Consider the following 13,709-nt stretch of genomic DNA (forward strand, 5'->3'; position numbering starts at 1 on the left):
TATTTTTTTGATCCAAACGAAAAAATTATCAATTACTAGAAATTAAGAAAACCACCAGATAGATAAAATCTGGTGGTTTGTAATCAACCTCAAGAAGCTAGGACTCTAGCTTCTTTTCATATAAATCATGAAAATCTTATCCCAGTGGAACAAGTCTGTTCCCTATAGCTTAATTCCTTTGGCCCATAGAACATTTTCAATGTCCATAATTTTTCTTAAGGTCTCCTGATTCACCTCATCATCAATGTTGAGCACCATCATCGCCATATCTCCCTTGGCGTTTCTGCCTACTTGCATGGTTGCTACGTTGATATGCTCTTGACCTAATATCTTTCCAATGTTTCCAATAACCCCTGGTACATCCATGTTTTGAATAAACAGCATGTAGTCACTTGGATTTACATCTACTTCATAGCCTTGGATCTTCACCAATTTTCCTTGACGCTTAGAAGATAAATTTCCCCCTAGGACAAAGGTTCCTTTTTTGTTTCTAATCTTGATTTCTATAAAGTCCATATATCCATCATAATGTTCTTTGATCTTTTGCTGTTCCACACGTATGCCTCTTTGCTCTGCTACCAGCTTGGCATTGATATAATTTACTTTATCCTCTACTACAGGTTCTAACAAGCCTTTGATAAAGGCGATGGTGATCATTTCTACATCTTGGGCTGCAATGTTCCCCCAATAATCTATATTGACAAACTCAATGGGTTCTTGATATAGCTGATAATAGATTTTCCCCAATTTTTCCAAAAGCTCGATATAAGGCCGTATCGCCATTAACTCATCCCTGTGGATGGCTGGCAGGTTCACGGCATTGGGCACAATCTCTCCCTTTAGTGCATTTACAATCTGCTGCGCCACAGTGATTCCCACATTTTCCTGGGCTTCTTTGGTGTCTGCTCCGATATGAGGCGTCACAATCACATTGTCTAGTTCGAATAAAGGATTCCCGTAGCAGGGCTCCTTTTCATGGACATCTAGGCCCGCGCTGGCGATTTTTCCGCTTTTCAAGCCTTCCATCAGAGCCTTTTCATTGATAATACCGCCTCTGGCCACATTGGCAATCCTTACCCCATCCTTCATGATCTCAATTTCCTTTTCACCAATCATGCCGAAGGTTTCCTTAGTCTTTGGGGTATGGACTGTAATAAAATCTGCTGTCCTCAATAAATCTTCCAACCTCTCGATTTTCTCCACTTTGAATCGTTCAAATCGCTCATCAGCGATATAAGGATCATAGGCAATGACCTTCATACCAAAGGCTGCCATCCTTGTGGCGATCAAAGAACCAATTCTACCCAAACCAACGATGCCTAACGTTTTATTATATAGCTCCACCCCTTGGAAAGGACTGCGGTCCCATTTCCCTGATTTCAGGAAGGTATTGGCTTGAGGAATATTCCTAGATTGAGCCAAGAGCATGCCGATGGTTAATTCTGCCGCAGACATGGTATTGCTCTCAGGGGTATTGGCCACAATAATCCCTCTCTGGGTTGCTGCCCCTAGATCAATATTGTCTACCCCATTTCCTGCTCTGCCCACTATTTTTAAATTGGTGGCTCTGGATAACAGTTCCTCATCTACCTTGGTTACACTCCTGACCACCAGAGCATCATATTCATGGATTTTCTCCAATAGTTCTTCCCGTGAGATGTTGAAGCATACATCTGCCTCCAATGCTTCCTGCAGCACTTTGATGCCTTCTTCATCAATTTTCTCAGTAATAATAACTCTTTTCTTTGTTTCCATTTTTAGTCCCCCTTTATACTTTCATGATTTAAATCGCTAAAGTACTCACTTGCGATCTTTGGTTTGATGAGAGATAGTACCCTGCCGAACGAATAAGAAAATCCCCGACCTTAACCTAATGTTAAGGACGGGGATTGATCATCCACATGGTGCCACCTTACTTCGCTGTAGATACAGCCTCTCGCTTCGATAACGGGAAATCCCGGCATAGGTTTTTGACCCCCATGCAGCTTCCGGTCGGATTCAATAGCCTTTATTGTCGATTCCCACCCACCATCGACTCTCTGAAAATAAAGGTGTATTTACTACTACCGTTCAACGCCTTTGGATATTTAAAAGCTATTATATTATTCTTAGAATATTTAAGCAATACTAAAAATATTTTTTTATATAAAATTTTTACTGCACAGAATCAGCAAAGTAATCATCCAGTGGTCTATAACAGATTTCCTCGCCCTTCTGCTTGAGCTCCACAGCGATGGTAAATGCCTTTGCCGTGTCGATAGAGGTAAAGGTAGGGATTTTGTATTCACTGGCTTTTTTTCTAATTTTAAAGCCCATGCTTTTTAGGTCGTTCCCCTTGGTCGGCGTATTGATCAGCATATGAATCCTGCCCTGGCTGATATATTGTTGAATCTCCTCCACCGATATGGATTCACAAGGTACATGGCTGTTTTTCAGGAAGCTGCCTGTGCCATTGGACGCATAGAGCTTGAAACCTAAGTTTACATACTGCTGTATCACAGCTAAGCCTTCTTCTCGGTCCACTTCTTTTAGGGAAACGTAGATACCGCCCTCTGTTGGTATCTTTATGCCTGAGGCACTAAATCCCTTGTAAATGGCTTTGTTCAAATCTCTATCGATACCGAGGACTTCCCCTGTGGATTTCATCTCTGGTCCTAGATAAACATCCACATCTGCCAGCTTCTCCCCGGAGAACACCGGTACCTTTACGGCATAGAAGTCTTTATTTTTCAATAATCCTGTGCCATAGGACATATCCACAAGCTTTTTCCCCAGCATGGTATCGATGGCAATCTTCACCATGGGCACCCCTGTTACTTTGCTCAGAATCGGCACGGTTCTGGATGCTCGTGGATTCACCTCGATCACATAGACATCTTTTCCGTCAAATACGTATTGGATGTTAACCAATCCAATGATATTTAAGCCTTTGGCAATCTTCTTGGTATAGGCCACCAATTTATCTACGGTTTCTTGATTTAAGGTAACATAAGGATACACCGTGATGCTGTCTCCTGAGTGAACACCAGTCTTTTCCACGTGTTCCATGATTCCCGGAATCAACACATCATCCCCATCTCCAATGGCATCTACCTCAATCTCGATCCCCTTCACATACTTATCAATCAATATAGGATATTTGGAAGAAAGATTTACCGCTTCCTCCATGTAGGTAATCAACGTCTTTTCATCATAGACCACTTGCATAGCCCGACCGCCGATGACGTAAGAAGGTCTTACCACCACAGGATAACCCAGTTCTTCTACTGTATCTATGGCTTCTTTCACGCTGGTTACAGCTTTCCCTGTGGGACTTGGTATCTCTAGTCTTTCTAGAAAATCTCTAAATTTATCGCGATCCTCAGCTAAGTCGATGGATTGAAAGGAGGTTCCCAGGATCTTTACGCCCCGCTCAAAGAGCTTCGGTGCCAAGTTCACTGAAGTCTGTCCCCCAAACTGCAGGATGACACCCTCAGGCTTTTCCCTTCTTACCACATTCATCACATCATCAATGTATAAGGATTCAAAATAAAGCTTATCTGCTGTATCGAAATCGGTACTGACGGTTTCAGGGTTGTTGTTCATGATAATGGACTGGTATCCAGCCTCTTTGATCCCCCATACCCCATGAACACAGCAGTAATCAAACTCAATCCCTTGGCCTATACGGATAGGGCCTGATCCAATCACCACAATCTTCTTCTCCTCAGAGATTACATTTTCATCATCTTCTTCATAGCAAGAATAATAATACGGGGTCTGGGCATCAAACTCACCACTACAGGTATCCACCATCTTATACACAGGATAAATGCCATGCTCAGTCCGGATCTTTTGTAGATCTTCACTTTTATAGCCTGATAGGTCACAGATCTCACGATCCGTAAAACCCATGGCTTCGGCAGCATAGAGGAGTTTTTCATCCATGCCTTCCTGCTGCAGCCGCTTTTCCATCTTCACGATATTCTGGATACCATGGAGGAACCATGGGTCTACTTTGGTCACCTCATAGAGCTGTTCCACAGAAATTCCTCTTCTCAAGGCATCTGCCAAGGCAAAGATTCGTTCATCATCACACAGGGCAATCTTAGCAAAAAGCTCTTCCTCTGTCATATCCATGATGGAGAACATTCTCAAGCCTGTAAACTTCCCTTCCAGGCAAGTGATGGCCTTTAATAGGGCACTTTCAAAGGTTCTGCTGATGGCCATCACCTCTCCTGTGGCCTTCATCTGCGTTCCTAGCGTTCTAGAGGCTTTACTGAACTTGTCAAAAGGCCACTTTGGAATCTTCACCACCACATAGTCCAAGGTTGGCTCAAAGCAAGCACTGGAAGTTTTCGTCACATAGTTTTTCAGTTCGTCCAAGCTGAAACCGATGGCAATTTTGGCCGCAATCTTGGCAATAGGATATCCAGCGGCTTTAGAAGCTAAGGCACTGGATCGGCTTACTCTTGGATTTACCTCGATGACCACATAGTTGTCACTCTTAGGGTCTAGGGCTAACTGTACATTACAGCCTCCCTCCAACTTCAGGCTTCTGACAATTTTAATAGATGCCTGTCGCAACATCTGATATTCCTTATCTCTCAAGGTCTGAGAAGGAGCCACCACAATGCTATCCCCCGTATGAACACCTACTGGATCCATGTTTTCCATATTACAGATGATAATACAGTTGTCTTTTTTATCTCGGATCACTTCATACTCGATCTCTTTCCATCCAGCCACGCTCTGCTCCAACAAAATTTGTCCAATCGGGCTGCTGCTGATTCCCCGCTGACAAATCTCTAACAGTTCCTGGTGATTGCTGGCGATACCGCCCCCAGTACCTCCCAAAGTAAATGCTGGTCGGATGATCACTGGATACCCGTATTGGGCTACAAAGGCTTCACACTCCGCAAGGGTAGTCGTTGTAATACTCATGGGAACAGGCTCACCGATCTCCATCATGAGCTGCTTGAAAGCTTCTCGGTCTTCTGCCTTGTGGATCGCCTCTCCTCGCGTTCCCAAAAGCTTTACTCCGTACTTTTCTAAAATTCCCATGCTCTCCAATTTCATGGCTAAATTTAAGGCCGTCTGTCCCCCAAATCCTGCCAATATCCCATCGGGCATTTCTTTTTCAATAATTTTTTCCAGGGCTTCTATGGTCAGCGGCTCAATGTATACACGATCTGCCACATTCAGGTCTGTCATGATCGTAGCTGGATTGCTGTTTACGAGGACCGTCTCAATTCCCTCTTCTTTGATAGCTTTACATGCCTGGGTTCCTGAATAATCAAATTCTGCAGCTTGACCGATGATAATAGGGCCAGAGCCGATAATCATCACTTTCTTCAATCCTTGATCTAAAGGCATTTGGTATCCTCCTTCTCCATGAGGTTAATAAATTTGTCAAATAGATAAGCTGAATCCGTTGGTCCTGGTGCTCCCTCTGGATGGAATTGGACGGAGTATACTGGCAAATCTTTGTGTTTCATCCCCTCTACCGTCCCATCGTTTAAGTTCTTATGGGTAATGATCATGTTTTTATCCTGGATGCTTTCAGGATCTACTGCATAGCCATGGTTCTGAGATGTAATGTAGGCCTTATCCATATCTATGTCATACACCCCATGATTCCCGCCTCTATGACCATATTTCATCTTATAGGTATCTCCCCCTACGGCTAGAGCGAGAATCTGATGGCCTAGGCAAATGCCGAAGATAGGCAGTTTCCCAAGAAGTCCTTTCACGGTCTCGATGGCCTCCACAGCTGCCTTTGGATCCCCAGGTCCATTGCTTAACAGCACCCCTGTGGGTTGAATTGCCATGATTTCTTCCCAACTAGCCGTTGCAGGAAAGATGGTGATATCACAGTCTCGCTCCTTTAGATTTCGCACAATGTTAGCCTTCACCCCAAAATCCACCAAAGCTACTCGATGGCCGCTTCCTGGTACATGGATGATTTTCTTTGTTCCTACTTCCTTCATCCAGTCATCTTTCATTTGTTCTGTTTGAAGCATCTGGTGGAGCTCCCCATCTTGCCACTCCTCATTGGTAATGACGCACTTCAAAGCACCTGCATTTCTAATTTTTTTCGTAATGCTTCTGGTATCCACACCACTAATCCCTACTACACCCATGGCTTTTAGCATCTCATCAATGGTTTTTTCACTTTTATGATTGGAAGGATTTTCTGAGATCTCCTTTACTACAAATCCTTTGGCATAGACCATGGAGGATTCATGCTCCAGGTCATTTACTCCGTAATTTCCGATCAAAGGATAGGTCATGGTAATCACTTGCCCCGCATAGGATGGATCTGTCAGTATCTCCTGGTAGCCTGTGATAGATGTATTGAATACCAATTCCCCTACCGTCGTTCCTTTCTTGCCAAATCCCTTTCCCTTATATACCGTTCCATCTTCTAAATATAATATTCCATTCATTTTTAGCACCTCTATCCTCATCGTTTTCCTTTTTTCCTCTTTACAAAAGGAAACAGAAAAGTTTTTTCTTTTCTGTTTCTCAATTCATTTTCTAAATAATATACTGGGTTAGGCTCCCAAAATTATTTTCTGGGCTGCCATCTACACAGAATACTTTATATTTTTCATTCTTTAAAATGCTGCCATCCTTCGTTAGCTCCTCATTTAATTCTTTCAATGCCATGGCGATTAAATCTTTCCCCAATCCTATGCCTAGGACTGTCTTCTTCCCCATATAGCCCTTGAGCTTTTCTACAACCTCAGGGATTATATCGGAATCCACCTTCCCATTGGAAATCATCAATACATCATGAGGTACAGCCTTTAGCTGTTGCGTACTAAAACTTTCATCGAAAATGTTCAAGCTATAGTTCATATTTACCAAATCCATCAGTTCTTCTTTTGTCATCCCTAGATTGACTATCGCTGCCTTTGTAATGCTTGGAGCAATATGAAAATAGCTTCCCTTGACTTCTCCTAAAACCGTCTCTATGTTCATCCCGCTAAATGCTTTTGCTGATAATACATACGTCATTTTTCATCCATCCTTTCCATTGATTGATCATTTTCATCTATCTATGAAATTCTCTATAACCTTTGCCTCTTTCTATATTTGTAAGGTTTATGCATGTCACATCGTCCTTTTCATCCTAGCAATTTATTCTTTCGTTATTCATAATTATACTTATTTGTATATAATTATGCAATATGTTTTTAAAAATTTTTCTTATTTTTATTAATATATTTTTATATTTATCCTCCCTGCGAGCGTGAAGTCATCTGAATCGACTCAAATAGTTGAAACAAGCTCTGGGATCTTGGTCATTTTTTATAAAACAAGGACATTATGCTTATTCACAATTACTAATATTAGTGTACACCCACACTTCTGTATATATACACATTTTATGTATATATATCCATTCCTTTTTCATCCACTGGCCTGCAAATGAATAATGGTAAACAAAAAACCTTCTGCCTGAGGCAGAAGGTATATTTTCCATGGAAAATCAAAGATATACGAAACCCATATCTTTTTCCGATACCCTTTTTAGCCTCTCTGGACCAATTTAAAGGTTCCTGTATTCTCTTTTCAAAACATATTATCATATATAATATTTATGTGTCAATATTAATCTTTATTCTTTTTTATCCTTGGACTTCTAGCATCGCTTCTTCCAATACTTTTACAGCCGTGTCTATTTCTTCTTTGGATACATTGAGTGGCGGAACAATTCGAATGACATTTTCTCCAGCGCCCACCAGCAGCAAGCCTTTTTCGAAACATTTATTGATGATAGCTTTTGGCTCGCCCTTCACCTTAAGCCCCAACAGCAAACCCAGTCCCTGCACCCCTTGGACTACATCGTATTTTTCTTGAAGCGCTGCCAACTTTCCGATGGTGTACAAACTCTTTTCATTCACTTCATCGATAATTCCGTTGTTCAGCAATTCATCCAGCACTGTCAGCGACACGGCACAGGCCAGTGGATTTCCGCCAAAGGTACATCCGTGATCCCCTGGAACAAAAGCACTGGCGGCATTCTCAGTGGCTAGCACTGCCCCAATTGGAAATCCGCCTCCTAATCCCTTCGCCATACAAATCACATCTGGTATCACACCAAAACTCTGGTAAGCAAACAGACTTCCCAAACGACCAATGCCACACTGAACCTCATCAAAAATTAATAAGGCATCATACTGGGTACACAAAGTTCTTACTTCTTTCAAATAGGCCGCTTGGGCCGCTACGATGCCGCCTTCTCCTTGAATGGGCTCCAGAATCACCGCACAAGTATTTTCATCCATTACTTCTTTCAACTTTTCAATATTATTAAATTCAACATTTTTTAACCCTGTCATCAATGGCATAAAATCTTTTTGATACTTCTCCTGCCCCGTTACCGCTAATGCTCCCATACTTCTGCCATGGAAGGAGTTGTTCATATAAATGATTTGATTTTTCGCGTTTCCGCCTTTGAGCTTTCCATATTTTCTAGCCAGCTTCAATCCAGTTTCTACCGCTTCTGTTCCGCTGTTACAGAAGAAAACCTGATGATGGTCACTATGGGATACCAATTTTTCTGCCAACGCCATTTGTTCTGTATTCCAATATAAATTAGAAACATGGATAAGCTTTTCTCCCTGAGCTGCCAGAGTTTTTGCAACGGCTGGATGACTATGTCCTAAACAATTTACAGCTACCCCCGACACAAAATCCAAATATTCCTTTCCATCCACATCATAGACCTTTGTTCCCTTACCTTTTTCGAAGATCACATCAAATCGACCATAGGTGTTCATAATATGCTTTTTCATAATTTTATCTCCCCTCCCCGAATCATCGTTCCAATTCCTGCGTTTGTAAAAATCTCTAGCAATAAGCTGTGTTCCTTTCGTCCATCAATCAAATGTACATTTTTAGCGCCCCTCTCGATGGCTTCTATACAACATTCAGCTTTGGGAATCATCCCTCCCTTAATCACACCAGTCTCAATATATCCCCTTACTTCATCGATGGTGGCCGATGAAATAAAACTCTCAGGATCATTTATATCCTTATAAATGCCTTCAATATCTGTAAGAAGAATCAGTTTTTCTGCTTCTAATACACTACCAATGGCAGAAGCCACATAGTCCGCATTGATATTATAGATATGTCCTTCTTCATCACAACCTACAGGTGAAATCACTGGAAGCTGTTCCTTCTCCAATAAATCCAACAGCAGCTTTTTATTGACCTCTTTTACTTCACCCACATAACCAATATCAATTTTCTCGTTCTCTTTATATAGATATTTCTTTTGCGCTTGAATGAGATTTCCATCTCTTCCGCTGATCCCCAAGGCACAGATTCCATGTCTGCAAAGATCCGCTGCAATCTCCTTGTTCACGCTTCCTGATAGAACCATCTCCACCACCTCTACAGCCTTCTGATCTGTCACCCTCAATCCATCTACAAATCGACTTTCCAAGCCCAATTGATCCAGCATGGCGGAAATATTTGGGCCGCCTCCATGGATGATAATCAGGTGTATTCCCACAAGTTTTAGAAGAACCACATCCTCTATAAAAGCCCTTTTGGCCTGTTCATTACTTATAATGCTGCCGCCATATTTAATGACAAAGGTCTTCCCTCTAAATTTTTTTATATAAGGTAGGGCTTCTACCAATATGGCTGCCTTTTCTTCGTTCATATTTCATCCCCCTTATCTGCCAATATATTTAATAATTATACTTTTAATTATATAAATATGCAATAATTTTCATGAATTTTTATTTTTGTTATTGAATATTTATTTATTAATCTGTATAATTACTTTAAATCATAAAAAGAGGTGATCCCATGATTCAAGCAGGTATATTAGGCGCCACAGGATACGCAGGCCAACAATTGATTTGGTTTCTCCTAAGGCATCCCTCCATTCGACTAAATTTTCTTTCTTCTCATAATCATACAGATATTTCTTTTCATCATATTTATCAGCAATATGCAGGTTTTATACAGAATGTCTGCATAGATATGCATGCAGCGGAAGAAAAACTTTCTGACATAGATGTACTGTTTATCGCCCTTCCCCACGGCAAGGCCTTTGACATCACAAAAAAAGCTCTGGATTTGGGCGTTAAGGTCATCGATTTGGGAGCAGATTTTCGTTTAAAATCTGCTGATGCTTATAAAGCTTGGTACGGGCTGGAGCATGAGGCGGAACACTTACTATCTACAGCAGTATACGGTCTGCCAGAAATTTATCGTGATCAAATCCCTACGGCTTCCTTGGTAGCCAATCCAGGTTGTTATCCTACTGCCAGCATATTGGCGCTGGCGCCATTGTTAAAGAATCATTTGATTGATCCAGCTTCTATCATTATCGATGCCAAATCCGGTGTCTCTGGAGCTGGTAGAGCAGCAAACATCGCCACTCTTTTTACAGAGTGTAATGAATCCATCAAGGCCTATGGGGTGGCCAGCCACCGCCATACACCAGAGATTGAAGAAATATTGGCAACACTCTATGGGAAAGAGCTCGTGATATCCTTTACGCCCCATCTGGTGCCCATGAATCGCGGCATCCTGGCTACCTGCTATGGTAACCTTCTAGAAAAGCAATCTCAGAGCCAGCTCTACGAAATATACAATGCCTATTATCAAGATGAATATTTTGTCCGCATTGTAGAAACCCTACCAGAAACAAGGTGGGTTAAAGGCTCAAACCTATGCGATATCGGCGTAAAGGTTGATGAAAGGACAGGAAGGGTCATCGTGGTCTCTGCCATTGATAATCTGATCAAAGGTGCAGCAGGGCAGGCAGTGCAAAACATGAACCTAATGTTTGGCTTTAAGGAACAAGAGAGTTTAGATGTATTATCTATGACCCCTTAATGATAGAGAAAGGATGATGAAAATGAAAATTTTACAGAACAAAACATTGACTGACGTATCTGGCTTTCAAGCCATTGGCATCCATAGCGGAATCAAAAAGAGCGGAAATAAGGATTTGGGCATCATTTACAGCACAAAGCCCGCCGTTGCTGCTGCAGCCTTTACCACCAATATCGTAAAAGCTGCACCTCTCCAGATAAATATGGAGAACTTGAAAATCTCCCAAAACACTCAGGCCATCGTGGTCAATAGTGGAAATGCCAATGCCTGCACCGGCGCCGAGGGCTTAAATCATGCCCACCAGATGACTCAAACGGTGGCGGATGCCCTAGGTCTATCTTCCAGTGAAGTCCTCGTGGCTTCCACAGGTATCATCGGTGTGCCCATGCCCATGCAGGTGGTAGTTCCAGGAATCAAGGCAGCCTGTGAATTGCTTGCCACAGGGACAGGTGCGTCAGCAGCAGAGGCCATCATGACCACCGATTCCTTTGTCAAATCCATTACCGTGGAAGTAATGATCGATGAAAAGCCTGTTTTAATCAGTGGTATTGCCAAGGGATCTGGTATGATCCATCCCAACATGGCCACCATGTTGTCCTTCTTGGTGACCAACGCCAATATTTCCAAGTCACTGCTCTCTGAAACCCTAAAGGATAGTGTCAGCGATTCCTATAACATGATTTCTGTAGATGGGGACACCAGTACCAATGATATGGTCATCATTCTGGCCAATGGTACTGCGGGGAATACCTTGGTGGAAAAAGCCGATGGGAATTATGGCAAGTTTAAGGAAGCCCTTGATTTTGTCAACAAGGAGCTGGCAAAGCTGATTGCCCAAGATGGAGAAGGTGCTACCAAACTGATTGAGATATCCTTATATAACGCCAAAACCCAAAAAGATGCTAAGGTATGTGCAAAATCCATCATTTCTTCCAACCTCGTAAAGTCCGCTTTCTTCGGCAGTGATGCCAATTGGGGAAGAATCATGTGTTCTCTGGGCTACTCTGGCGGTAATTTTGTACCTGAAAAGGTTGATATTTTGTTTAAAAATGAAAAGGGCACTATACAGCTGGTGAAGGATGGCGCAGGCATTCCTTTTAGTGAGGAACAGGCCAAGGAAATCTTAGACCAAAAATACGTAAATATCGTGGTAGATTTAAAGGACGGGGAACATGGTGCCGTAGCTTGGGGTTGTGACTTAAGCTATGATTATATAAAAATTAATGGTTCCTATCGAAGTTAAAAAACAAATAGAAGGGACTTAAGTCCCCACTACAGTTAAATTTAGAGCTGATAATAGATTAATATTTAAAGGCGTGGATCCATAATAGTGAATATATTTAGCAAGTAACCTTTATTTCTTCAAAGAAGTAAAGGTTATTTGCCTTGGTAAAGGACAAATCTGGAAATATATATTATAATAAATTTATGGGTCTAACACAAAGAACACCAGCATGGTTTATAGCAAATCTATAAGACCGTATAGATAATTTATTTCGGAGGTAATCATTTATGAACTTTGAAAAATCAAAAAAAGCCTTTGAGGAAGCGAATAAGTACATACCAGGTGGAGTAAACAGTCCAGTCAGAGCCTTTAAAGCTGTAAATATAACCCCACCCTTTATCAAAGAAGGAAAAGGTTCTAAAATTTATGATATTGATGGAAATGAATACATCGACTATGTTGGATCATGGGGTCCCCTCATCTTAGGCCACTGCCGTCCTGAAGTCATGAATGCTTTAAAAAGTTCAGTCGAAAAGAGTACTAGCTTTGGCGCTCCTACAGAAATTGAGACTGAAATGGCAAAACTGATTTGTGATGCTGTTCCATCCGTAGAAATGGTTAGAATGGTCAACTCAGGGACTGAGGCTACCATGAGCGCCCTAAGACTCGCCAGAGCTTATACTGGCAGGGAAATCATCGTTAAATTCATTGGAAATTATCATGGACATTCTGATTGTCTTCTTGTAAAAGCAGGTTCCGGAGCTCTAACCCATGGAACGCCAGATAGTCCAGGAGTTCCAGCAGATATTGTAAAGAATACTATTTCAGCAAAATATAATGATGTAGAAGATTTAAAAAATATATTTGCTGCCCACGGAGATAATATCGCTGCTGTAATTATTGAACCGGTAGCTGGCAACATGGGGGTTGTACCCTCTACGAAAGAATTTATGACATTTTTAAGAGATATCACGAATACATATGGTTCATTACTAATTATAGATGAGGTCATGACCGGTTTTAGACTGAGCTATCATGGTGCTCAGAGCTTATATAATGTAGATCCTGACATTACATGCTTTGCGAAGATCATCGGTGGAGGCCTTCCTGTAGGCGCTTACGGCGGTAAAAGAAAAATAATGGAAAACATATCTCCCCTTGGGTCCGTTTATCAAGCAGGAACACTGTCTGGTAATCCCCTTGCCATGACTGCCGGGGTTACTACTTTAAGATTGCTCAAAGAGAATGCCAAAATCTATGAGGCCATTGAGGAAAAATCTAAAAGACTTGAAGAAGGATTTAAAGATAATGCTTCAAAACTGGGCATAGACATCATAATAAACAGAGTAGGTTCTATGCTGTGTCTATACTTCACTAAAAATGATGTACACGATTTTGACAGTGCGCTAACAAGCGATACTGCAGTCTTTGCAAAATACTTTGAAGAAATGCTCAAAGAAGGGGTCTATCTCTCACCTTCCCAATTTGAATCAATATTTGTATCCTATGCCCATACAGATGAGGATATTGAGAAAACCATAAGAGCAAACTATAACGCATTGAAAAAACTTTTGTAAATTAAAAACCCCCGGCCTATTATCACTGGTCGCGGGTTTTTTTAGCTTGTTATTTT

The 13,709-nt window shown here is 41.6% G+C and carries 9 protein-coding genes and 1 other annotated feature; of the genes, 3 read left to right on the top strand and 6 right to left on the bottom strand.

The window, feature by feature from the left end:
* Nucleotides 1-162: 162 nt before the first annotated feature.
* The 6 genes from serA to argB all read right to left on the bottom strand — a co-directional run bounded on the left by serA (nucleotide 163) and on the right by argB (nucleotide 9,664).
* A complete protein-coding gene (gene serA / locus HNQ80_RS22220) occupies nucleotides 163-1,755 on the bottom strand; it encodes a phosphoglycerate dehydrogenase (protein ID WP_184312878.1) in 1,593 nt (530 codons plus the stop codon).
* Nucleotides 1,756-1,875: 120 nt separating this feature from the next.
* Nucleotides 1,876-2,083 (bottom strand) — a binding site (T-box leader).
* 71 nt (nucleotides 2,084-2,154) lie between these two features.
* Complete coding sequence (gene carB / locus HNQ80_RS22225; protein ID WP_184312879.1) at nucleotides 2,155-5,355, bottom strand: carbamoyl-phosphate synthase (glutamine-hydrolyzing) large subunit; 3,201 nt, start codon at nucleotides 5,353-5,355, stop codon at nucleotides 2,155-2,157.
* Nucleotides 5,346-6,428, bottom strand: coding sequence for a glutamine-hydrolyzing carbamoyl-phosphate synthase small subunit (gene carA, locus HNQ80_RS22230; protein WP_184312880.1), 1,083 nt, complete (start codon nucleotides 6,426-6,428; stop codon nucleotides 5,346-5,348). The genes carB and carA overlap by 10 nt, the downstream gene beginning before the upstream one ends.
* A gap of 91 nt (nucleotides 6,429-6,519) precedes the next feature.
* Nucleotides 6,520-7,002, bottom strand: coding sequence for a type 1 glutamine amidotransferase family protein (locus HNQ80_RS22235; protein WP_184312881.1), 483 nt, complete (start codon nucleotides 7,000-7,002; stop codon nucleotides 6,520-6,522).
* A gap of 614 nt (nucleotides 7,003-7,616) precedes the next feature.
* Nucleotides 7,617-8,786, bottom strand: a complete 1,170-nt coding sequence (locus HNQ80_RS22240) for an aspartate aminotransferase family protein (protein WP_207727156.1) — start codon at nucleotides 8,784-8,786, stop codon at nucleotides 7,617-7,619.
* Nucleotides 8,783-9,664, bottom strand: a complete 882-nt coding sequence (gene argB / locus HNQ80_RS22245) for an acetylglutamate kinase (protein WP_184312882.1) — start codon at nucleotides 9,662-9,664, stop codon at nucleotides 8,783-8,785. The genes HNQ80_RS22240 and argB overlap by 4 nt, the downstream gene beginning before the upstream one ends.
* A gap of 149 nt (nucleotides 9,665-9,813) precedes the next feature.
* Here argB and argC point away from each other — a divergent pair, with 149 nt between their 5' ends.
* The 3 genes from argC (at nucleotide 9,814) to hemL (ending at nucleotide 13,653) form a co-directional block, all read left to right on the top strand.
* Nucleotides 9,814-10,851, top strand: a complete 1,038-nt coding sequence (argC, locus tag HNQ80_RS22250) for an N-acetyl-gamma-glutamyl-phosphate reductase (protein ID WP_184312883.1) — start codon at nucleotides 9,814-9,816, stop codon at nucleotides 10,849-10,851.
* A gap of 22 nt (nucleotides 10,852-10,873) precedes the next feature.
* Nucleotides 10,874-12,094, top strand: coding sequence for a bifunctional glutamate N-acetyltransferase/amino-acid acetyltransferase ArgJ (argJ, locus tag HNQ80_RS22255; protein ID WP_330602992.1), 1,221 nt, complete (start codon nucleotides 10,874-10,876; stop codon nucleotides 12,092-12,094).
* Between the two features lie 269 nt (nucleotides 12,095-12,363).
* Nucleotides 12,364-13,653, top strand: coding sequence for a glutamate-1-semialdehyde 2,1-aminomutase (hemL, locus tag HNQ80_RS22260; RefSeq protein WP_184312885.1), 1,290 nt, complete (start codon nucleotides 12,364-12,366; stop codon nucleotides 13,651-13,653).
* The last annotated feature ends 56 nt before the right edge of the window (nucleotides 13,654-13,709 follow it).

This window comes from Anaerosolibacter carboniphilus, from assembly GCF_014205875.1.
Lineage (GTDB): Bacteria > Bacillota > Clostridia > Peptostreptococcales > Thermotaleaceae > Anaerosolibacter > Anaerosolibacter carboniphilus.

Bases quoted from the DNA above. Each gene is read 5' to 3' on its own strand.
- serA (WP_184312878.1), bottom strand. From the start codon at position 1,755: ATGGAAACAAAGAAAAGAGTTATTATTACTGAGAAAATTGATGAAGAA.
- carB (WP_184312879.1), bottom strand. From the start codon at position 5,355: ATGCCTTTAGATCAAGGATTGAAGAAAGTGATGATTATCGGCTCTGGC.
- carA (WP_184312880.1), bottom strand. From the start codon at position 6,428: ATGAATGGAATATTATATTTAGAAGATGGAACGGTATATAAGGGAAAG.
- HNQ80_RS22235 (WP_184312881.1), bottom strand. From the start codon at position 7,002: ATGACGTATGTATTATCAGCAAAAGCATTTAGCGGGATGAACATAGAG.
- HNQ80_RS22240 (WP_207727156.1), bottom strand. From the start codon at position 8,786: ATGAAAAAGCATATTATGAACACCTATGGTCGATTTGATGTGATCTTC.
- argB (WP_184312882.1), bottom strand. From the start codon at position 9,664: ATGAACGAAGAAAAGGCAGCCATATTGGTAGAAGCCCTACCTTATATA.
- argC (WP_184312883.1), top strand. From the start codon at position 9,814: ATGATTCAAGCAGGTATATTAGGCGCCACAGGATACGCAGGCCAACAA.
- argJ (WP_330602992.1), top strand. From the start codon at position 10,874: ATGAAAATTTTACAGAACAAAACATTGACTGACGTATCTGGCTTTCAA.
- hemL (WP_184312885.1), top strand. From the start codon at position 12,364: ATGAACTTTGAAAAATCAAAAAAAGCCTTTGAGGAAGCGAATAAGTAC.